Origin of the sequence: Planotetraspora kaengkrachanensis (genome assembly GCF_016862895.1) — a bacterium.
GTDB classification, from domain to species: Bacteria; Actinomycetota; Actinomycetes; order Streptosporangiales; family Streptosporangiaceae; genus Planotetraspora; species Planotetraspora kaengkrachanensis.
The window spans coordinates 1-18953 of the sequence record NZ_BONV01000056.1 but is presented as its reverse complement, the minus strand read 5'-3'; the positions used below and the strand labels follow the sequence as shown (position 1 = coordinate 18953).

The window sequence follows — 18953 nt, the reverse complement described above, 5'->3', positions numbered from 1 at the left end:
CATGCCTCTGACCTGCGACCCCATGGCCACAGGGCTCCGCCGTGGCTGAGTGGTTCTGGCAGACCCAGGTTGGGCCAGGCCTGGTGCGTGATCGGCTCGTGGCGGAGGGTGTGTCCCGAATCCATGAAGCGATCTGCTGGAGGCAGCATCCATGAAGCGCAGGATCCTCGGGGGAACCGGCATCTCGGTGAGCGAGTTCGCGCTCGGCACGATGATGTTCGGCCACTTTGGCAACAAGGACCACGACGAGAGCGTTCGGATCATCCACCGTGCCCTCGACGCCGGGATCAACTTCGTCGACACCGCGGACGTCTACTCGGCGGGGGAGTCGGAGGAGATCGTCGGCAAGGCGCTCAAGGGCCGTCGTGACGAGGTCGTCCTCGCGACGAAGGCGGGTCTCCCGTTCGACGAGGAGGCCAACCACGGGGGCGGCTCCCGGCGCTGGCTCGTCCGGCAGGTGGACGACAGCCTGCGCCGCCTGGGCACCGACCACATCGATCTCTACCAGATCCACCGGCCCGATCCGCGAACGGACGTCGACGAGACCCTCTCCGCCCTGACCGACCTGGTCCGGGCGGGCAAGGTCCTGGCCGTGGGCAGTTCCACCTTCCCCGCCGACCAGATCGTCGAGGCGCAGTGGACGTCGGAGCGGCGCGGCCACGTGCGGTTCCGCACCGAGCAGCCGCCGTACTCGATCCTGGCGCGCGGGGTCGAGGCGGCGGTGCTGCCCACGGCCCAGAGGTACGGCATGGGCGTGCTGACGTGGGGCCCCCTGTCGGCCGGCTGGTTGTCGGGCAGGTACACGCGGGCCGCGGACATCGACCTGACGAGCCAGGGACGCGCGGGCGCCGAGCGGCACAAGTTCGACCCGTCGCTGCCGGAGAACGCGCGCAAACTGCAGGCCGTCGGCGATCTGTCGAAGCTCGCGGAGGAGACGGGCCTGCCGCTGTCCCACCTCGCCCTCGGGTTCGTCCTGGCGCATCCGGCCGTCACGTCGGTGATCCTCGGGCCGCGCACCATGGAGCAGTTGGACGGCCTGCTGACCGGTGCCGGCACGGTGCTGGCCGGGGACGTACTCGACCGCATCGACGAGATCGTGCCGCCCGGCACCGACCTGAACCCGGCGGACAACTACTACGTGCCTCCGGCGCTCGCGGACAGCGCGCTGCGCAGGCGGTAGCCCGCGGGGGCGGCGGCCTCAGGCGCCGGCGGCCACGTGGCGGAGGTGGTCGTCGGCACACGGGGTTGAATGTCGTACCCGTGCGGGAGGCCGGGGAGCCCGGCAAAGTGCCCGCAAAACCTACTCGCCAGGGTGGGTGTGATGGGGCTTTTTGGGCTATATTGACCTGATTTTTTCTAGTCTTTCTGGCATGGACAACTCCTTGGGGGAGTTTCTCCGTGCCCGTCGGCAGGCCGTCACCGTCGAAGACGTCGGCCTGCCGGACAGCGGACGCCGGAGGACGCCGGGGTTGCGGCGCGACGAGGTCGCCCAGCTCGCGGGCGTCAGCGCCGACTACTACGTCAGGCTGGAGCAGGGCAGGGAACTCCACCCCTCCGATCAGGTGCTCGCCGCCCTCGCCCGGGTGTTCCGGCTCAACGTCGAGGCCGCCGAGCATCTTTTCTCGCTGGCGAACCCCCGGCCCTCCGCAGTCCGGCCGATGTCGTCGCCCGAGGTCGACCCCAACGTCTTGCGGCTCATCGCCAACTGGGACCGTATACCCGCGCTCGTGACGAACGGCCGCCTCGACGTGCTCGCGCGCAACGCGCTGGGCGTAGCCCTCTACGAGGGGATGAAGCACGCCGACAACCTGTTGCGGCTGACGTTCCTCGATCCTGAGGCGCGCAGGTTCTACCCGGACTGGGAACGGGAGGCGGTCTTCAAGGTGGCGCACCTGCGGGCGGTGGCCGGACCGAGGCCCCATCGCAGCCTGCTCGCGCTGGTGGAGGAACTGTCACGGGAGAGCGAGGACTTCCGCCGCATATGGGCCCGTCACGACGTCCGTGCCAGAACCCAGGAGTCCCGGAGGCTCATCCATCGGGAGGTCGGCGAGCTGATCCTCTGGCACGTGACCTTCTCCATCGACGGGTCTCCCGGCCAGCGGATCTTCGTCGCCATGGCCGATCCGGGCAGCCGCTCAGAAGACGCCTTGATGAGGCTGAGCATGACCCACGCCGTCGGCCGGTGACTTCGCGGACGGGGTGTCGGTCCGGGTCTGAGGGGTAGCCGGACTGTGACGGCCTATTCAGCGAGGTGAGGAACATGCCACGTGGTTCCAGCCCCAAGCGGGAACGGCAGTACGAGCACATCAAGGACAGCGTCAAGAAGCGCGGAAAGAGCGAGAAGGTGGCCGAGGAGATCGCCGCCCGGACCGTGAACAAGGAACGGGCCCGCGCGGGCGAGTCCCGCACCGCGAGCCGGACCTCCCTCGACGACATCTCCTCCTCCCGCCGCGGCGGGCTGCGCTCACACTCGGGGGCCGGCGGCCGCACCAAGGAGCAGCTCTACGCGGAGGCCAGGCACCGCAACATCAAGGGCCGTTCGACCATGAGCAAGGAGCAGTTGGAGAAGGCGCTCCGCTGACAGGCGATGTGCCGGTCGGCACGCTCCGCGGCGCGATCAGTGAAGGCGGCGCCGGCCGGCACGTTTCGTCGGTGTGCGCGATCAGCGGAGGCGGCCCGCCGCATGCAGATGGTCGAAGATGATCTGGTCGACGGGTGACACCCGGTCGCGGTCGGCGTAGGTCAGCCACACGACCTCTTCGATCTCACTGGCGGGTGTCGGCATCCCCAGATGGTCGGCGGTGTAGCAGGTCATCCGCACGGTGACGCCGCCGCCGTGGCCGTGCGCCTGGGCCTCGAAAGTGCCGAGGAGCGCGGCGGTCGCGGGGACGACCGTGACGGTCAGCTCCTCGTCGATCTCACGGGCGAGGGTGTCGAGGTCGGTCTCGCCGGGCTCGCGCTTGCCGCCGGGGAAGTAGAAGACGTCCTTGCCCCGCGACCGGGTGCTGAGCACCCTGCCGTCCTCCAGGTGGATCCATGCGATCTTGTCGATGGTCGTGCTCACTGGTGTTCTCCTGGTGTGGGGCTGTTCGCGCTGGGCGGCCTGAGGAGTCTCCCACCCGCGAAGGCGGCTCCGGCGCCGACCCCCGGCCGTGGTCCCGACCTCGGCCTCGACGGCTCCGGCCTGCCCACGGCGCCCGGCGGACGCGGCGAAATCTGGAACCCCAATTGTTTGGGCGCTATTCATCTCGTTTCACTGAGTGAATCTTTCTGAGTGGATCTACCCTGACATCGCCTCGCAGCCCCCTGTACGAAGGACAGTCATGGTCGTATCCGTCAGAAGGACGCGTGCCCGCAGGGCGCTCGTCTCTGTCGCGTCCGCCGTCGGCATCGTCGCCGCGATCGGACTGTGGACCGGCACCCAGGCGAGCTCCGCCGCCGCGGTGCCATCGCCCGCCCACGTCGTCGTGGTCGTCCTGGAGAACCACGCCTACTCCCAGATCATCGGCAGCTCCAGTGCCCCCTACATCAACTCGCTGAAGAACGGCGGTGCGAACCTCACCCAGTTCTACGCCGAGACGCACCCCAGCCAGCCCAACTACTACGCCATGTTCTCCGGCTCGACGCAGGGCGTCACCGACGACAGCTGCGTCAAGCCCGGCTTCAGCTCGGCCAAGAACCTGGCCTCGGAGACGATCGCCGCTGGAAAGACCTGGGCCAGTTACAACGAGGGCCTGCCGAGCCAGGGTTCGACGGTCTGCAGCGACAGCGGTGGCAAGTACGCACGGAAGCACAACCCGTGGATCGGCTTCAGCAACGTCCCGACATCCACGGCGCGCACGATGACGCAGTTCCCCACGAACTACGACAACCTGCCGAAGATGTCTTTCGTCGTTCCCAACCTCTGCAACGACATGCACGACTGCTCGGTCGGGACCGGCGACACCTGGCTGAAGAACAAGCTCGGCGCCTACGCGACGTGGGCCAAGTCCAACAACAGCCTGCTCATCGTCACCACCGACGAGGACAACAAGCTCAGCGGCAACCGCATCGCGACCGTCGTGTACGGCGCGCACGTGATCGCGGGCAGCAGCTCCAGCACGACCTACAACCACTACAACCTGCTCCGCACCCTTGAGGACATGGTCGGCTCGAGCACGCACGCGGGCAACGCCGCGTCCGCCTCGGACATCACCGGAATCTGGAGCTGAGTTGTACCTGGCTGATCGCGGCCCGACCGCCGCCACCGCGCCCTCGGACGCGGACCACGGTCGGACTGATCGGGCCGCTCAGCCGGGCCGGGCCCTTCGGGCGATCCCGGCCACGGTTCTCGCGCTGGGAACGGTCAGTCTCATCACGGACATCTCCTCGGAGATGGTCACCGCCGTGCTGCCGCTCTACGTGGTGGCGGGGCTCGGCCTCAGCCCGCTCGGGTTCGGCGTGCTCGACGGCGTCTACAACGGGGTCAGCGGACTGGTCCGCCTGTTCGGCGGTCATCTCGCCGACCGGGGACGCCGCCACAAGGCGGTCGCCGTCATCGGGTACGGCCTGTCCGCCGTCTGCAAGCCGCTCCTCCTGATCGCGCACACCCTGCCGTTGATCAGCGGGGTGCTGGCCCTCGACCGGACCGGCAAGGGGATACGCACCGCTCCGCGCGACGCGATGATCTCGCTGGCGTCCACGCCGGAGAACAGGGGACGCGCCTTCGGCGTGCACCGCGCCATGGACACGGGCGGTGCCCTCCTCGGTCCGATCGTCGCGTTCCTCGTCCTGGGCGCGGCCGCGGACGGATACGACGCGGTCTTCACGGTGAGCTTCTGCATCGCGGCGCTCGGCGTCCTGGTCCTCGTGCTCTTCGTCCCCGGGGGCCGCGCCCCCGCGACCGCGCCCCTCGAGAGCGTGCCGGCCGCCGAGGGGGTCCCAGACGGCGGCGGGGCGGCGCCCGGGTCGCCGCCGGTCACGCTGCGTTCCGCGATGGCTTTGCTGCGGATCCCCGACGTGCGGCGGCTGACCGTCACCGCGACGCTGCTCGGGCTCACCACGGTGAGCGACGCGTTCGTCTACCTGATGCTGCAGCACCGCCTCGGGATCTCCGAGCGCCTGTTCCCGCTGCTGCCGCTCGGCACCGCCTTCTTCTTCCTCGTGCTCGCCATGCCGCTGGGCGTGCTCGCCGACCGGGTCGGCCGCAGGCGGGTGTTCCTCGGCGGCCATGTCGCGCTCCTTCTCGCGTACGGGCTTCTGCTGATGCCACTGGACGGCGACGTCCTGCCGTTCGTCGTGCTCGCCCTGCACGGCACCTTCTATGCCGCCACGGACGGCGTGCTCCCGGCGGCGGCCGCGGGCGCCGTGCCCGCCGAGTTGCGGGCGAGTGGGCTCGCACTGATCGGGACGGGCCAGGCGCTGGCCCGGTTCTGCTGCTCGATCGCCTTCGGGGCGCTGTGGACCGTCATCGGCGACCGGGCCGTGCTCGGGATCGCCATGGCGGGCCTGGCCCTGTGCGCCGCGTGGGCGGCGTACGCGCTGCGCGGACCGGAGACGGCATGACGGCCCGGGCGCGTCTGATCACCCTGGTGGTCGCGGTGGCGCTGCTGGGGACGGTGGCGTTCGCCTCGGTGATGCACGCGTCGCAGCGGGCGGGCGAACGTGACACGGCGCAGCCGGGCGGCCCGCCCGTGTCGGCCGGCGCGGTGAGCCTCACGGGATCGGGGCGGATGGTCTTCCGCAACATGGCCTGGGGGCCGTACCGGGACGATCTGGTCTCCGTGCCGGTGGGCGACCCGGGCGGGGCGCGCGTCGCCGCGTCGGTCCGCTGCCTGCGCTTCTACGCGGCGGCCGGGACCGGGGTGTGCCTGCGCAAGGAGGACGGCGCGCTCCAGGAGACGTATTTCGCGTCGATCCTCGACTCCGGGCTGCGGACGCTGCACGACTTCCCGATCGCCGGCATCCCGACGCGGACGCGGGTCTCGCCGTCCGGTCACATGGTCGCGTGGACGGTCTTCGTGGGCGGCGACTCCTACGCGGGAAGCAACTTCTCCACCCGCACCTCGATCGTCGACACCCGGACGTGGGAGCTGACCCCCAGCCTGGAGGACTACACGATCATCAAGGACGGCAGGCCCTATCACTCCGCCGACGTCAACTTCTGGGGCGTGACCTTCTCCGACGACGGGCACTTCTACGCGACGCTCGCCACGAAGGGCCAGACGTATCTGATCCGCGGCGACGTCGCCGCGCGGACGGTGACCACGATGCGCACCAACGTCGAGTGCCCGTCGTTGTCGCCGGACGGCACCCGCCTGGTCTTCAAGAAGCGCGTCCCCGGCGCGGACCCGGACGAGCCGTGGCGGCTGTACGCGCTCGACCTGAAGACGATGGCGGAGACGCCGCTGGCCGAGTCGCGCAGCGTCGACGACCAGGTCGTCTGGTCGGACGAGAACACCGTGATGTACGGCCTGGCCGGCGACTACGGCGACGACCTGTGGTCCGTCCCGGCCGACGGGACCGGCGCGGCCCGGCGGGTGGCCGTCGCCGCGCTCAACCCCGCTTTCATCGGCTGACGGCACCGGCCCCTCCTGGTCCTTGGACGGTCACGTGAACGACGGCCACCGATCGGCGGCCCACTCCGGCCAACCCGGCCACCCAGGAGGCGGACCGCCGATCTCATGCCCATCGAGTTCTGCGGCGTCGGGCTCCTCGAACAGCGTCCTCCAGTGCAGGAGGTCCGCCTCGGTCATCGGGAAGGTCTGATCCGGAGTGGTCGACCGGCGACGGGCGATCCGAGCGCGTTGGGTCTCATGGTTCACCGGCACGTACACGAGATGGCAGGACGCGCCCACAGACTCCGCCAACCAGCGGATCGCGGACCTCTCATCACGAGACCAGCATCCGAAATCCAGGACCACGTCGGTTCCCAACCTCAGCGCCTCCAGACCAAGCCAGAGCAGCCGGCCTTCCAGCACATCGCGCTTCCCGTTCGCCTCGGGCTCGCCGAACAGCGGAATCATCCACTCATCGGGGGTCAGCCGCAGCGCGCTGTGCTCCTCGGCCAGCTGCCGCGCCCTCGTGGTCTTTCCGGCCCCGGGCAGGCCGACTGTCAGGAACAACGTGGTCACACCCGGATCGTTCATGGAAACCACGTGGAGGACAACTGCCTGCTCTGTCGAGATCGCCGGGGCCGCGTCGCGGCCCCGCAGTGAGTGACCGCCACCCACGATGCTCTGATCGGCGCACCGATGAGGGTCACCCCTGAAGGCGAGCGACGTACTTGCCGTCACCCCGACCCTCGGCGAGCAACTGGTGAACCGCGGGCACGTCGGCGAGCGAGCCGACCTCGGTGGGCGTGATGTCCAGCCGGCCTTCGGCGATCAGATCGAGGACCCGGCGCAGGCCGGCTGAGGCGCGGTGTGGCGCCGTGGCCCACAAGCCGCTGACGCTGAAGCCGCTGATGGCGAGGTTGCCGCCGATCAGCCTTCCGGCCGGTGGCAGCGGCGCCTGCTCTCCTCCGCCCGCGTTGCCGAACAGGACGATCCGGCCGCCGGGAGCGGTGAGGGCCAGATCCGTCTCCAGCATGGCGGTGCCCAGCGGGTCGAGCACGATGTCCGCCCCGGCGCCGCCGGTCGCCGCCCGTACCGCCTCGGCCAGGTCCTCGCTCCGCGTCACAGCCACGTCGTAGCCGCTCTTCAACGCCGAAGCGACCTTGCCGGGACGGCCCACGGTGCCGATGCGCAGCCCCCCGCCGAGTGCCTGCACCAGTTGGGCGACGGCGCTTCCGACGCCCCCGCTGGCGGAGTGCATCAGCACGGTTTCGCCCGGCCGGAACCGGGCGGCGTCGCAGAGCAGAAGCAGCGCGGTCGTGAGCATGAGCGGAGCCGCCGCCGCGACGGCCGACGGGACCCGGTCAGGCACCGGCACCGTGTGCGCCGCCCGCGCCAGGGCCACTTCCGCGAGACCGCCGCCCGCGGTGAAGGCGGCCACACGCTGTCCCACGGTCAGGTCCGTGACACCGGGGCCGACCTCCCGGACCACTCCGGAAACCTCCACACCCGGCGCGTACGGCCAGGTGCCGCCGTAGCCGGCGTCGCCGCGGCGGGCCATCACATCGACGAAGTTGATCCCGGCGTGTGCCACGCCGACGGTCACCTGCCCCGGGCCCGGCCTGGGCTCCTCGATCTCGCGGATCACCGTGCGGTCCACTCCCCGCGACGGCCCGGTCATCATCAACGAGCGCATGGCTCCTCCAATTTCGATGTTCGTCGTACGACGAATGTCGTATCACTGTTGTACGATGAATGTCGAATGAGAGGTGTGAGATGCCGAGATCGCAGCGCAATCGCCCGGCGCTCGTCCATCCGGATCCGGAAGAGTTCGACGTGCTGGACATCCTGCACGCGCTCTCGGATCCCACCCGGATGACGATCGTTCAGACTCTCCGCGCCGCGCCGGAGCGTGCCTGCGGCACCTTCGCCGTGGACGTCGCGCCCTCCACGCTCACTCATCACTTCCGGGTCCTGCGCGAGGCCGGAGTCATCCGCCAGCGGGAAGACGGCAACCGCCGGTGGACCGCGCTTCGCGACGAAGACCTCGAAGCCCGCTTCCCCCGCCTCCTGGAAGCGATCGTGACCGCCTATGAGAACGGTCTCGCACCGAGCCGGTGACCGCGGCGGGGAGGCATTCACCACCCGTGCGCCGTCCGGGCGTCGCGGCGGCCATGTGAATCTACGTTGTAAAGGCCGCGTCAGCGCACGTCGCGATGGGCGGCGACGAGGACCAGCACCGGGAGGGGGAGCGCGGCGAGCCACCAGGCGTGCGTCAGGTCCCACTGCTCGTCGCCGAGGGAGGGCCAGACACCGCCGCCGGTGATCAGCGCCGCCACGCAGGCGGCGAGTTGCGCCGCGGCGCCGGCAAGGGCGGCCTGCCTGCCGGAGTGCCTGCGCACGGCCGTCGCCGCCCCCGCCACGCCCACCAGCATGCAGACGGCCGCTTCGACGGCGAGCCCGGACGGCGTGACGGCCACGCCGCGAGCGAGCCTCGCCGACACGATCGCGTACGTGGCGCCCCAGACGAGTCCCGCGGCCGTCAGCGCCATCGCGGTCCTGGCCCACTGGCGGACCCAGCGCGGCACGGGAACCGCCGCGGTGCTCGCGGACATGGCGTCGACCAGCGCGAACCCGGCGGCGGCGCCGAGCAGCAGCGCCGCCATCCTCAGCAGGGTGAGGGCGGGCACGGGGCCGAGCGGCTCACCGGGCGGCACCAGTGCCGCCACGCACACGATGAGCGAACCCGCGATCGCCAGGGGAGACCAGTCGATCGCCCGTGTCAACGGCCGCACCAGCGCGGGAGCCGACCGGAGGAGGACTCGACCGGTCGGCGGATTCCGGACCGCGACCGAGGAGGCGGCGGCGTCGTGCCGCGGGCCGTCCGACGAGGTCACGCGCACTCGGTCTCACCTCGCGCTCCGGAGAGCCGCGGTCCGGAGAGCCGCGGTCCGGGGAGCTGTGGTCCGAGGCCGAGGAGCGGCAGAGCCTGCCCGGCGGTCGTCCCCGGTGCGGTGAGGACATCCCAGTTCGCCGCGATGCGACCGGCGGCGTCGTCTCGCTCGAGGAGACGCCGCGCGTAGCCGACCTCGGCCGAGCCGTACCGCAGCCCGCCCAGTTGGCCGGGTACGGACAGGCTGCCGACGCCGTCGCCCATCGGGACCTCGGTCAACCCCGTGGTGAGGCCGTTTCCCTGGCCCCTCTGCCACAACGCGGAATCGGGGGCGTCGAGCAGCGCGCCCGCCCGCCCGGTGAGCCAGAGCGCGACGACGGTGCGGGCGAGACCGCGGCCGTCGCAGCCTTCGCCGAACCCGACGAGCCGAGCCGCCACCTGCCCGACGAGGAGCGCGCGATGTTGAGCGGGATCCGTCGACCAGGCCGTCCAGGTGGCCGGTTCTCCGGCTCCCGCGCTCGCGGCGAGGGAGGGGCCGAACGACTGCTGCCGGATGGGAGGGAGACGGTCCAGGGCCCGTGCCGGGACGGAGGTGACGACCGGTCTGATCGCCTCCGACCACACCGGGATCCACGGCGTGTAGTCAGGATAGGCGCAGAACGTGACCCCTTCGGGGTCCTCGCACACCTGCCGGGGCGGCTGGGGCGCGGAGGCCGTGCCTCTCCACGGGAGGGCCGGCGCGCCGGCGGCCGCGACCGTCCCGGCGACCGCGGTGACGGCCGCGGAGCAGACGGCGACGGCGACGCGGGTGAAACGCGGGCCGTGCCGGAGAAGGGCCGCCGCGCCGAGAAGGACGGCTGCCGCGACCAGGTAGAGCAGGTGCGGAGCGGAGGGCCTGGGCCCCAAGTCAGGGCTGTGACCGGGGATCACCGGCACGAGCCACCCGCCGTACTCCGCCCATGGGTTGCCGACCATGTCGAACGCCACGGCGACGATCAGGACCGGTGGAAGGATCAACGAGGGCGTCCAGCGCGCGAGCGCGGCTCCGGTGGAGGCCGCGAGCGCCGCCAGGGCGACGCCGCCGAGTGCCTCGTACGGGTCGAACCGCCCGGCGACGTTGTCCGACGTCGAGACGACCAGCAGATGAGCGGAGATCATCGCCGCCGCCGCCAGGCCGCCGGCGAGGGGGGCCGCCAGCACGATCGCCCGGGTGCGCGGCGCCGCGCGGGTGGGCAGCGCGGCGAGGGTCTCGGGAAGATCGTGCCTGCCGTCTCTGCCGGTCGCCAGGTTCGCGATGACCAGGACGGCGGCGCCGATGAGCGTCGACGCGGTGACGGTGTCGATCGTCACCATGGTCATGTCGGGCAACCACGATCCTTCCAGCGCGAACGACAGCGCCAGCGCCGCCAGCGTCGCACCCCAGAGGATCGGGTGGCGCAGCAGCCGCCGCGTCTCGAAACGCACCAGCGACAGGTTCACGCCGCGACCTCCGCGGACTCGCCGAGCAGCAGGAGGTAGCCGTCCTCGACCCCGGGCTCGGCCGGGACGGCGTCCTGGGGCCGGGCGCCCAGCGTGCGGTACCTGCCGTCGGCCGCACGCCAGAACAGCCGCGAGGCCGCGGGTGGCCGATGCGACAGCCAGACCTGCCCGGCGGCGGTCGCCGCCAGGCCGCCCGGAGTCCCGTCGAACACGATCCCGCCGTCCTTCATGACGATCACCCGCTCGCACAGCGCGGCGACGTCCTCGGTCTGATGGGTGGAGAGCAGGACCGTACGGCTCTCGCCGAGGCGGGACACCAGGGCCCGGAACCGCATCCGCTGCTCGGGGTCCAGGCCGACCGTCGGCTCGTCGAGGACGAGCAGGCCGGGATCGCCGAGCAGTGCCTGGGCGAGCGCCAGCCGCTGCCGCATGCCGCCCGACAACTTGCGGACCCTGGTCCTGGACTGTTCGGTGAGTCCGGTCTCTTCGAGGACCCTGCGGACCTCGCGGTGGCGCTCGCGCCTGTCCGCGTGCTCTTTCAGGATCGCGACGTACTCCACCAGTTCGAAGGCGGTGAAGTGCGGATAGTGGCCGGGGTTCTGCGGGAGATAACCGAGCCGCCGCCGGATCTCCGTGCGCTGGACGTGGTCTGACGGATCGAGCCCGAGCGCACGGACCTCGCCGGCGTCGGGCGCCAGGGTCGTCGCGAGGGTCCGCAGAAGAGTGGTCTTGCCCGCGCCGTTCGGGCCGAGCAGGCCGGTGACTCCACGGCCGAGCTCCAGCGACAGTCCGTCGAGGACGGTCGTGCGGCCGAACCTCTTGGTCAGGCCGCGCACGGTCACAGTCGGTTCCATCGGGACTCTCCAGGGTCGAGGTGGGCCCGCCGCCGATGGACGAACGCGGCCAGGATCGGCACCGCGATGCCGTACAGGGCCTGGGCGGCGGGGGAGAAGAGGGCGAACACGTGGCCGGCGAGACCGCCTTCGACGGCGAGGGCGCCCAGCCAGACGGTGACGAGCCCCCCGGCGGCGAGCCGAGGCGAGACGCGGGTCGACAGAGCGAGGGTGCCCGCCGTCAGCGCGAGCGCGGGCAGCAGCCAGGCCGCCGCGAGCCAGCTCGGGCCGGGCAGGAACGGCGCGGCGACGGAGGTCAGGACGACGGCGGGCACCAGCACCGCGAGCGCGCGCAGCAGCAACGTCCGCGAGCCCGCCATCGGGGTGGCCGCCTGCAGTTCGTGCACGGGATCGACGTGCGGGCCGTACGCCAGCGCGATGCCGGCGAGGGGGAGCACGGGTGCGATCGTGAGGAAGGGCACCGGAGCGTGCACGGCCAAGGACGGGTCCTGCCCGGCGAGGTGCGCCGCCGTCACGGCGAATGCCAGGACCGCTCCGACGGCGACCAGCCATCCCCGGGCCGGTGTGGGGGTCGCGGCGAGGAATGTCGCCAGGTGCTCGGGGACACCGGCCCGATGGAGGAGTCGCGCGACGGGACGGGGCGCGGGGCGGTCGACGAGATCCTCGATCCGCTCCCAGCCGGTCGCCAGCCACTCCTTGTCGTACGGCACGGCCTTCCGGCAGACCGCGCACCGCGAGAGATGGGTCTCGACGGACATGACCTGGACCGGGTCCAGGAGGCCCGTCGCGTAGCGATGGATCAGCTCGCCGGGCAGGTGCCACTGCGACTTCATGTCAGATGCCCCCTGAGCTGGGCCTTGGCCCGCATGACTCGGGTCTTGACGGTGCCCTCGGGAATGCCGAGGAGGTGGGCCGCCTCACGTGTCGTGAGGCCGTCGAGCACGGTCGCCTCGATGACGGCGCGCAGATCCGGCGAGAGCGCGGCGAGGGCGGCGCCCAGATCCCCGTGCTCGACACCGACAAGGACCGCGTCCTCGGCCGACTCGGCGATGAGGCGCGCGGAGCCCGGCCCGTCGGGAAGCGCGTGGTCGAGGGTGGTCGTGCGCGGAGGGCTCCCACGACCGCGCAGCGCCGATATCAGCCTGCGGACGGCGATCGTCCAGATCCACGCCGCTGCCTCACCGCGCGCGGCGCGGTACCGGTGCGCGTCCCGCCAGATCGCGACGAAGGTGTCCTGGATCGCGTCGTCGACCAGGTCCGCGTCGGCGCATCGGCGGGAGAGACGTGCGCGTAGCCAGGGTGCGTGCCGCTGGTGCAGGAGCCTCAGGGCCTCGACCCGCCTGGCGGCGACGGCCGTCAGGAGGTCGGCGTCGTCGCTGTGGTCGCCGACAGTGGGAGGTTCCCGGCGTCCCGCGTGAAATAGCTGCACATCTACGTCTATCGCACGATCTTTCGCAGATGGTTCATCCGGAATCTGCGGCCGAGGTCAGTGGTCCTTGGTCGTGCCCACGGGGCGATCACCGGAGCACCGCACCTCGATCTCCGACTTGGAGCCGTGCCCCTCTTCGCTTTCGAACTTCACCCGCACCCTGTCCCGCGGGCCGCGCTCGGCGTCATCGATCTCGTAGCCCGGGGCGGGCGTCAGCGAATCCAGCGTGACCAGGCCTCCCGAGCACCGGGCGACGACGACCCCTCCGGCCAGCGTCATGACGCGGGCCGTTCCCGCCGTCCTGGGAGGCGCGGACGACGTCGCCGACGCGGCCGGTGAAGGCGGGGGCGTGGCCGACGGACTCGCGGCCGGAGTGTCCGAGGCCGCGAGCGCCCGCTCGACCTCTTCGGCCGACAGCGGGCGGCTGCCGAGGTCGGTGATCGTCTCTCCGAGGAGCGTCGTCAGGGTCAGGCCCGCGCCGGTGGCGATCAGCCCGACCGTCAGCCACCCGGTGACCACGAGAAGCAGGCGCCGGTTCATGGAGCCGATCCTTCCTGCCGGAGCGATAAGACGGGGTTAAGGGGGTGATAAGCCCCCTATGTCATCGGCTCGGGACCCATTAGCGTGGCTCCACGTGGCAAATGTCCTGCTTGTCGAGGATGACACGACCATCCGTACCGCACTGACGCGTGGGTTGCGCGAACGTGGGCACGCCGTGTCGTCCTCGCACACCGCGCTCGACGGGTTGCGGCTGGCCCTCGCGGAGCGCCCCGACCTGGTCGTGCTCGACCTCGGCCTGCCCGACCTGGACGGCGCGGAGATGTTGCGCATGCTCCGCGCCGTGAGCCGCGTCCCGGTGATCGTGGCCACTGCGAGGGACGACGAGGCGGAGGTGGTGCGCCTGCTGGACGCGGGGGCCGACGACTACGTGGTCAAGCCATTCAGCGCGGCGCAGCTGGACGCCCGGGTCCGAGCCGTTTTGCGGCGGATGTCCGACGACCGCGCCGACTCCTCGGTCGTCATCGGCGACCTGCGGCTGGATCTGCGCAGCCGCGAGGCCGCCCTCGGCGGGACGGCCCTCGACCTCACCCCGCGCGAGTTCGACCTGCTCTACTACCTGGCCTCCCGGCCGGGGGAGGTCGTCACGAAACGCGAACTGCTCACCGAGGTGTGGCTGGTGCCGTACGGAGGGGCCGACAAGACCGTCGACGTCCACCTGTCCTGGCTGCGGCGGAAACTGGGGGAGAGCGCGCAGAATCCCCGTTACATCCAGACCGTCCGCGGCGTCGGAGTCAAACTGGTCGAGCCGTCATGAGGCGCTGGCTGGCCCTGCTGGTGGCCGCCACGACCTCGCTCGTGCTCATCGCCCTGCTCGTGCCGCTGGGGCTGCTCGTCCGCCAGCTCGCCGAGAGCGACGCCATCAGCCAGGCGACCGCCGAGGCGCAGTCCGTCGCCGCGGTCGTGGGAACGGCGGACGTCGCCGGTCTCGCGCTGACCGCCGAGCGCACGTCGGCCTCGAGCGGGCACGCGGTCACGGTCTTCCTGCCAGGGGGAGACGTCGTCGGCTCGCCCGCCCGGCGGTCGCCGGCGGTGGAGCTCGCCGCACGCGGACGGAGCCTCGTGGCCGAGACCCCAACCGGGGCGGAGGTCCTGGTCGCCGTCCAGGGCGTCCCCGGCGGCACCGCCGTCGTCCGGACGGCGCTCACCGGCCAGGACCTCACCCGCGGGGTCAGGGAGGTCTGGCTCGGCATGCTCGTCCTCGGGCTCGCCCTGATCGGAGTGGGGATCTTCGTCGCGGACCGCCTCGCGCTCGCGTTGACGCGGCCCATGACCGGCCTCGCCCGGGTGTCACACCGGCTCGCGGGCGGCGACCTGGCCGCGCGGACCGCGGTGAGCGGGCCGCCCGAGGTGCGCGACGTGGGAATGGCGCTCAACCATCTCGCCGGGCGCATCAGCGACCTGCTGGCGGAGGAGCGTGAGACCGCCGCCGACATCTCCCACCGGCTCAGGACGCCGCTCACCGGATTGCGGCTGGAGGTCGAGTCGCTGCCCGACCCGGAGTCGGCCGGTCGGCTGCAGGCCCGGGTCGACGCGCTGGAACGAGCCGTGACCTCCGTCATCACCGACGTGCGGCGCAGGTCGAGGGAGAGCGCCGGTTGCGACGCGGCCGAGGTGGTACGCGAACGTGTGACGTTCTGGGCCGTATTGGCCGAGGACCAGGACCGGCCGATGGAGCTCGAACTGCCGCAGGCGACGCTGCCGGTCGCCGTCAGCGCCGCCGACCTTTCCGCCTGCGTGGACGCCCTGCTCGGCAACGTCTTCGCGCACACGCCGGAAGGCACCCCCTTCGCCGTACGGCTGACGCCCTCGCCTGTGGGTGCGCGGCTGGTGGTCGCCGACTCGGGTCCCGGCCTCCCGGCCGCGCCCGGGTCCGGAGACCCCCTCGAGAGGGGCAGGAGCGGCGCGGGGTCGACCGGCCTTGGCCTGGACATCGCCCGGCGGACCGCGGAGACGTCAGGCGGGTCGCTCCTGCTCGAGACGACTCCCGGGGGCGGCGCCACGGTGATCCTCGAATTAGGAACCCCTTAACGATGCGCGAGCGCGGGCTTAGCGTGCTCGCGCCGACTCTTGCGACATGACGAACACACCACGCATCAGCAAGGCGGCGAAGCTGGCTCTCGCGGCGACCGGATCGGTCGCCCTCCTCGGCCTGGTGGCCACGAGCACCTTCGCCGCGAGCGGCCCCTCCGCTCCCTCCTCGCCCTCGGGGTTCTCGGCGCCGGAGAACCCGAGCACCCCCTCACCGGCCGGCGGCACCGGCTCCACCCTCACCCCCGCGGGCGCCGCCGTCGCGCCCGCCACCGCATCGCCGTCCGCCGCGCCCACGGGGGCGGCGGCGGACACGGTCACCTCCCGGCAGGCGACCGAGATCGCCCTGAAGCGGGTTCCTGGAGCGCGCGTCACCAAGGTGGAACGCGAATGGGAGCACGGCCGACGGGTGTGGGACGTGAAACTGGTCAAGGGCGGCATCGAGTACGAGATCCACGTCTCCGCCGAGTCGGGGACCGTCGTCCGGCTCCGGCAGGGCGACGACCGCGGGGGCGACCGCGGCGACGACCGCGGCACTGTCTCCGTCCGCGACGACCATGGTGGTGACCGGGGCGACGGTCGTGGGGGCGCGGACGACAAGGGCGGTGACGATCACGGTGGTGACCGGCACGGCGGTCGTGGGGGCGCGGACGACAAGGGCGGCGACGACCACGGCGACGATCACGGCGGCGATCACGGCGGCGATCACGGCGGCGACCGGCACGGCGACTAGCCGTCAGATCTGAACACCGGGGAAGTGCCGGGCAGATCCGAGCGCGCGGCACGGCCGGATCCGTCCGACGCGACCCGGCCTGACGTGAACCCGCCACCTGCGGCATGCCACGCGCCGCAGGTGGCGGGTTCACCCCCTCCGGACGCCCGTCTTCGCGCGCAGGAAGGCGGACAGAACCACGACGCCGGTTACGGCCTGCGTCAAAAGGAGGGTGCCGCTGACAGGCTGCCGGACCAGCAGGGCGACGAGCAGGGGCGCGCAACCGAGCACGGCGACGTCCACCCCCGTAAGCGCCCAGACGACCCAGCCCGTGGGGATGGGGCCGGCCGGACTGTCGATCACCGGCAGGGAGTGGTCGATCGGCCGCCGCCGCGCCATCCGCAGCGCCGCAGCGGCCAGGGCGGGGGCGGCGAGTGGGCCGAACAGCCACCACGATCCCGTCAGCGCGCCGGTCGCGACCAGTCCCACGAGGGCGAGCGTGAGCCAGGCGGCGCTCACCAGGGCGGGCAACAGAGACCGAGCGGCGAGTACGGCACGGGCGTTCACGCCGAGCAGACGAGCGAGGCCGGGATCCTCGGCGTCGCGGCGGGCACCCGCGGTGCAGAGAGCCGCCGAGGTCAGCGCCCCCGCGGCCAGTACGGCCACCGCCACGGGCGACGTCCCGCCCAGGGCCTGCACGGCCAGGGCGGGCAGCGCGGCGGTCCCGAGCAGGGCGACCGACCTCCTCGGCCGCCGGGCCAGCCGTCGCCAGTCATGCCAGGCCGTCGCCAGCGGTGCGGACACGGCCGGAAGCGGTCGTGACGAACCGCGGGACAGCAGCGCGGGCCACGGCCGGGATCGCAGGGTCCTCGCCCGCCAGTGGTCCTCCTCCGCCGCCCAGGTCAGGGCGCCGGGGTCCATGACGACGGCCGCGGCGGCGACATGACGGGCGCGGGCTGACGTGACCAGCAGCGAGCTCGCGTGGATGCGGGCGAGGGCTCGCCAGGCCTGCCGTACCAGCACGAGGGCCGTGGCGGCCGACAACCCCGCCACGGCCTCGCCCAGCGATCGCGGCGCCGCGGCGACGGCCGCGAGCGCGTGCCGTCCGGGGCCGCTGCCCGCCACCGCGGCCAGCACGGCCGTGACCACGAGGATGACGACCGCTCCGCGCAGCCATGAATCCCAGGCGGAAGACGACTGGGCCACGACGGCCGCGGCCATCCCGCCCACCGCCGCCGAGAGTCCGACGGCCGCCGCCGCGACCGCGACCAGTGCGCCGTGGCCGGCGGATCCGGCGAGCAAGGCGAACAACGCGAGGCTCAGCACGGCCCCGGCCGCCAGGGAGACCGCCAGCAGGATCGCCGACGTCCGTCGCAGCAGGCCCCGGCGCGGGACGGGGGACAGGAGCAGCCAGGCCGCGTCGGCCGCGGGCAGTACGACCGGCCCGAACATGCGGGCGACAGACAGGAAACCCGCGTATCCCAGCGCGACCACGGCGATCCCCGCACCGAGCTCGGACGGATCCACCTGGCGAGCGCCGGCCGTCAGCGCGGCCAGTGCGCTGGTCAGAGGGTCGGCGAGGACGAGTGCGATCACCGTCAGCGTGAACAGGGACACATATCGGTCCGACCAGCTCGCGGGAGCGCGGCCATGCGCCCGGATGAAGGCGCGGACGACCCGCATGTCGTTCACGCCCCGTACGTCGTTCACGCTGCGGCCTCCAGCGTGACCTCGCGGGCGACGGCCGCACGGGCGAACGCGAGGTCGTGGGTCGCCATCACCACGGTGCCTCCCGCATCCGCGTATTCCGTCAGGATCGCCGCCAGCCGCGTTCGGAACGCCGAGTCGAGCCCGCGCTCGGGCTCGTCCAGCAGAAGGAGCCGGCTCGGCCGCAGCAGCGCCATCGCCAGCGTCAACCGCTGCCGTTGCCCGGTCGAGAGGTTCGACGGCACCATGTCACGGCGTTCGTCCAGGTCGAACAGGTCCAGGGCCGCCTCGACCTCAAGGCGGGACGGTCCGTGGACGGCGTGCATGAGCTCGAGGTGTTCCTGGACGGTCAACCCGGGATACCAGGCCGGTTCGTCGCCCACGAGCACGACGTCACGCCAGAAGCCGGAATCGTCGGACGGCGGCCGATCGAGGACCCCGACCACCCCGGACGCCTGCGGCTGGAGGCCCGCGATGCAGCGCAGCAACGTCGACTTGCCCACGCCGTTGAGGCCGAGCACGGCCACGACGTCGCCACGGGCGACCGTGAGGCCGAAATCACGAAGGACGGTCCTGCCGCCCAGTTCAACGTTCACGTCCCGGACGACGATGATCGAGTCGGTCACCGTTCGAGCCTATGGACCGGGGCCGGTGGGCGCGCATGCGGGTTCACGGTCCTACGGGCGTTCACGGTCCCACGGGCGTTCACGGTCCCACGGGCGTTCACGGTCCCACGGGCGTTCACGGTCCCACGGGC

At 72.0% G+C, this 18953-nt stretch carries 21 protein-coding genes; 10 read left to right on the top strand and 11 right to left on the bottom strand.

The genetic code is table 11. The annotated features are described in order from the left end of the window. The first annotated feature begins 151 nt into the window (after positions 1–151). The 3 genes from Pka01_RS38395 to Pka01_RS38385 all read left to right on the top strand — a co-directional run bounded on the left by Pka01_RS38395 (position 152) and on the right by Pka01_RS38385 (position 2581). Entirely contained in the window at positions 152–1180 is a 1029-nt protein-coding gene (locus Pka01_RS38395; RefSeq protein ID WP_203887925.1) for an aldo/keto reductase, read from the top strand. 190 nt (positions 1181–1370) lie between these two features. After that, positions 1371–2186 carry a helix-turn-helix transcriptional regulator gene (locus Pka01_RS38390; RefSeq protein WP_203887924.1) on the top strand — a complete coding sequence of 272 codons (816 nt, stop codon included), beginning with the start codon at positions 1371–1373 and terminating at the stop codon, positions 2184–2186. 74 nt (positions 2187–2260) lie between these two features. Next, on the top strand, positions 2261–2581 hold the full coding sequence (locus Pka01_RS38385; RefSeq protein ID WP_203887923.1) for a plasmid stabilization protein: 321 nt from the start codon (positions 2261–2263) through the stop codon (positions 2579–2581). A gap of 81 nt (positions 2582–2662) precedes the next feature. On the opposite strand, the gene Pka01_RS38380 is transcribed toward Pka01_RS38385, so the two are convergent. Further along, the gene (locus Pka01_RS38380; protein WP_203887922.1) at positions 2663–3064 is read right to left on the bottom strand and encodes an NUDIX hydrolase; all 402 of its coding nucleotides are present in this window, start codon (positions 3062–3064) and stop codon (positions 2663–2665) included. A 259-nt stretch (positions 3065–3323) separates the two neighbouring features. Between Pka01_RS38380 and Pka01_RS38375 the strand changes: the two genes are divergently transcribed. From Pka01_RS38375 to Pka01_RS38365, 3 genes are read left to right on the top strand one after another with little or no spacing between them, the layout of a single operon-like run. Next, entirely contained in the window at positions 3324–4211 is an 888-nt protein-coding gene (locus tag Pka01_RS38375) for an alkaline phosphatase family protein (protein WP_203887921.1), read from the top strand. A 1-nt stretch (position 4212) separates the two neighbouring features. Beyond that, positions 4213–5544 (top strand): MFS transporter, encoded by a 1332-nt coding sequence (locus tag Pka01_RS38370; RefSeq protein WP_239116168.1) that lies wholly within the window; start codon positions 4213–4215, stop codon positions 5542–5544. Next, complete coding sequence (locus tag Pka01_RS38365; protein ID WP_203887920.1) at positions 5541–6557, top strand: TolB family protein; 1017 nt, start codon at positions 5541–5543, stop codon at positions 6555–6557. Before Pka01_RS38370 ends, Pka01_RS38365 begins: the two co-directional genes overlap by 4 nt. Before the next feature lie 30 nt (positions 6558–6587). On the opposite strand, the gene Pka01_RS38360 is transcribed toward Pka01_RS38365, so the two are convergent. Both Pka01_RS38360 and Pka01_RS38355 read right to left on the bottom strand, forming a co-directional pair. Beyond that, the gene (locus Pka01_RS38360) at positions 6588–7112 is read right to left on the bottom strand and encodes a P-loop nucleotide/nucleoside kinase family protein (RefSeq protein ID WP_203887919.1); all 525 of its coding nucleotides are present in this window, start codon (positions 7110–7112) and stop codon (positions 6588–6590) included. Positions 7113–7239: 127 nt separating this feature from the next. Next, positions 7240–8229: a quinone oxidoreductase family protein gene (locus tag Pka01_RS38355; protein WP_203887918.1), complete on the bottom strand. Its 990-nt coding sequence runs from the start codon at positions 8227–8229 to the stop codon at positions 7240–7242. Positions 8230–8309: 80 nt separating this feature from the next. Here Pka01_RS38355 and Pka01_RS38350 point away from each other — a divergent pair, with 80 nt between their 5' ends. Continuing rightward, entirely contained in the window at positions 8310–8654 is a 345-nt protein-coding gene (locus tag Pka01_RS38350) for an ArsR/SmtB family transcription factor (RefSeq protein ID WP_203887917.1), read from the top strand. Positions 8655–8734: 80 nt separating this feature from the next. On the opposite strand, the gene Pka01_RS38345 is transcribed toward Pka01_RS38350, so the two are convergent. From Pka01_RS38345 to Pka01_RS38320, 6 genes are read right to left on the bottom strand one after another with little or no spacing between them, the layout of a single operon-like run. Then, entirely contained in the window at positions 8735–9436 is a 702-nt protein-coding gene (locus Pka01_RS38345; protein WP_203887916.1) for a hypothetical protein, read from the bottom strand. Then, positions 9427–10905 carry a hypothetical protein gene (locus Pka01_RS38340; protein WP_203887915.1) on the bottom strand — a complete coding sequence of 493 codons (1479 nt, stop codon included), beginning with the start codon at positions 10903–10905 and terminating at the stop codon, positions 9427–9429. The genes Pka01_RS38345 and Pka01_RS38340 overlap by 10 nt, the downstream gene beginning before the upstream one ends. Next, the gene (locus Pka01_RS38335) at positions 10902–11759 is read right to left on the bottom strand and encodes an ATP-binding cassette domain-containing protein (protein WP_203887914.1); all 858 of its coding nucleotides are present in this window, start codon (positions 11757–11759) and stop codon (positions 10902–10904) included. Before Pka01_RS38335 ends, Pka01_RS38340 begins: the two co-directional genes overlap by 4 nt. Then, positions 11744–12592 (bottom strand): zf-HC2 domain-containing protein, encoded by an 849-nt coding sequence (locus Pka01_RS38330; RefSeq protein ID WP_203887913.1) that lies wholly within the window; start codon positions 12590–12592, stop codon positions 11744–11746. The genes Pka01_RS38335 and Pka01_RS38330 overlap by 16 nt, the downstream gene beginning before the upstream one ends. Beyond that, a complete protein-coding gene (locus Pka01_RS38325; RefSeq protein ID WP_203887912.1) occupies positions 12589–13188 on the bottom strand; it encodes an RNA polymerase sigma factor in 600 nt (199 codons plus the stop codon). Before Pka01_RS38325 ends, Pka01_RS38330 begins: the two co-directional genes overlap by 4 nt. Before the next feature lie 57 nt (positions 13189–13245). Beyond that, complete coding sequence (locus Pka01_RS38320) at positions 13246–13728, bottom strand: hypothetical protein (protein ID WP_203887911.1); 483 nt, start codon at positions 13726–13728, stop codon at positions 13246–13248. 94 nt (positions 13729–13822) lie between these two features. Here Pka01_RS38320 and Pka01_RS38315 point away from each other — a divergent pair, with 94 nt between their 5' ends. Genes Pka01_RS38315 through Pka01_RS38305 form a run of 3 tightly spaced genes read left to right on the top strand, consistent with a single transcriptional unit; the run spans position 13823 to position 16510 of the window. Next, a complete protein-coding gene (locus Pka01_RS38315) occupies positions 13823–14503 on the top strand; it encodes a response regulator transcription factor (RefSeq protein WP_203887910.1) in 681 nt (226 codons plus the stop codon). After that, positions 14500–15777, top strand: a complete 1278-nt coding sequence (locus Pka01_RS38310) for a sensor histidine kinase (protein WP_203887909.1) — start codon at positions 14500–14502, stop codon at positions 15775–15777. The genes Pka01_RS38315 and Pka01_RS38310 overlap by 4 nt, the downstream gene beginning before the upstream one ends. Before the next feature lie 46 nt (positions 15778–15823). Beyond that, positions 15824–16510 carry a PepSY domain-containing protein gene (locus Pka01_RS38305; RefSeq protein WP_203887908.1) on the top strand — a complete coding sequence of 229 codons (687 nt, stop codon included), beginning with the start codon at positions 15824–15826 and terminating at the stop codon, positions 16508–16510. A 129-nt stretch (positions 16511–16639) separates the two neighbouring features. Here the strand turns inward: Pka01_RS38305 and Pka01_RS38300 are convergent, their stop codons facing one another. Then, positions 16640–18199 (bottom strand): DUF6297 family protein, encoded by a 1560-nt coding sequence (locus tag Pka01_RS38300; protein ID WP_239116165.1) that lies wholly within the window; start codon positions 18197–18199, stop codon positions 16640–16642. Continuing rightward, positions 18196–18822: a heme ABC exporter ATP-binding protein CcmA gene (ccmA, locus tag Pka01_RS38295; RefSeq protein WP_203887907.1), complete on the bottom strand. Its 627-nt coding sequence runs from the start codon at positions 18820–18822 to the stop codon at positions 18196–18198. The genes Pka01_RS38300 and ccmA overlap by 4 nt, the downstream gene beginning before the upstream one ends. Positions 18823–18953: the final 131 nt, after the last annotated feature.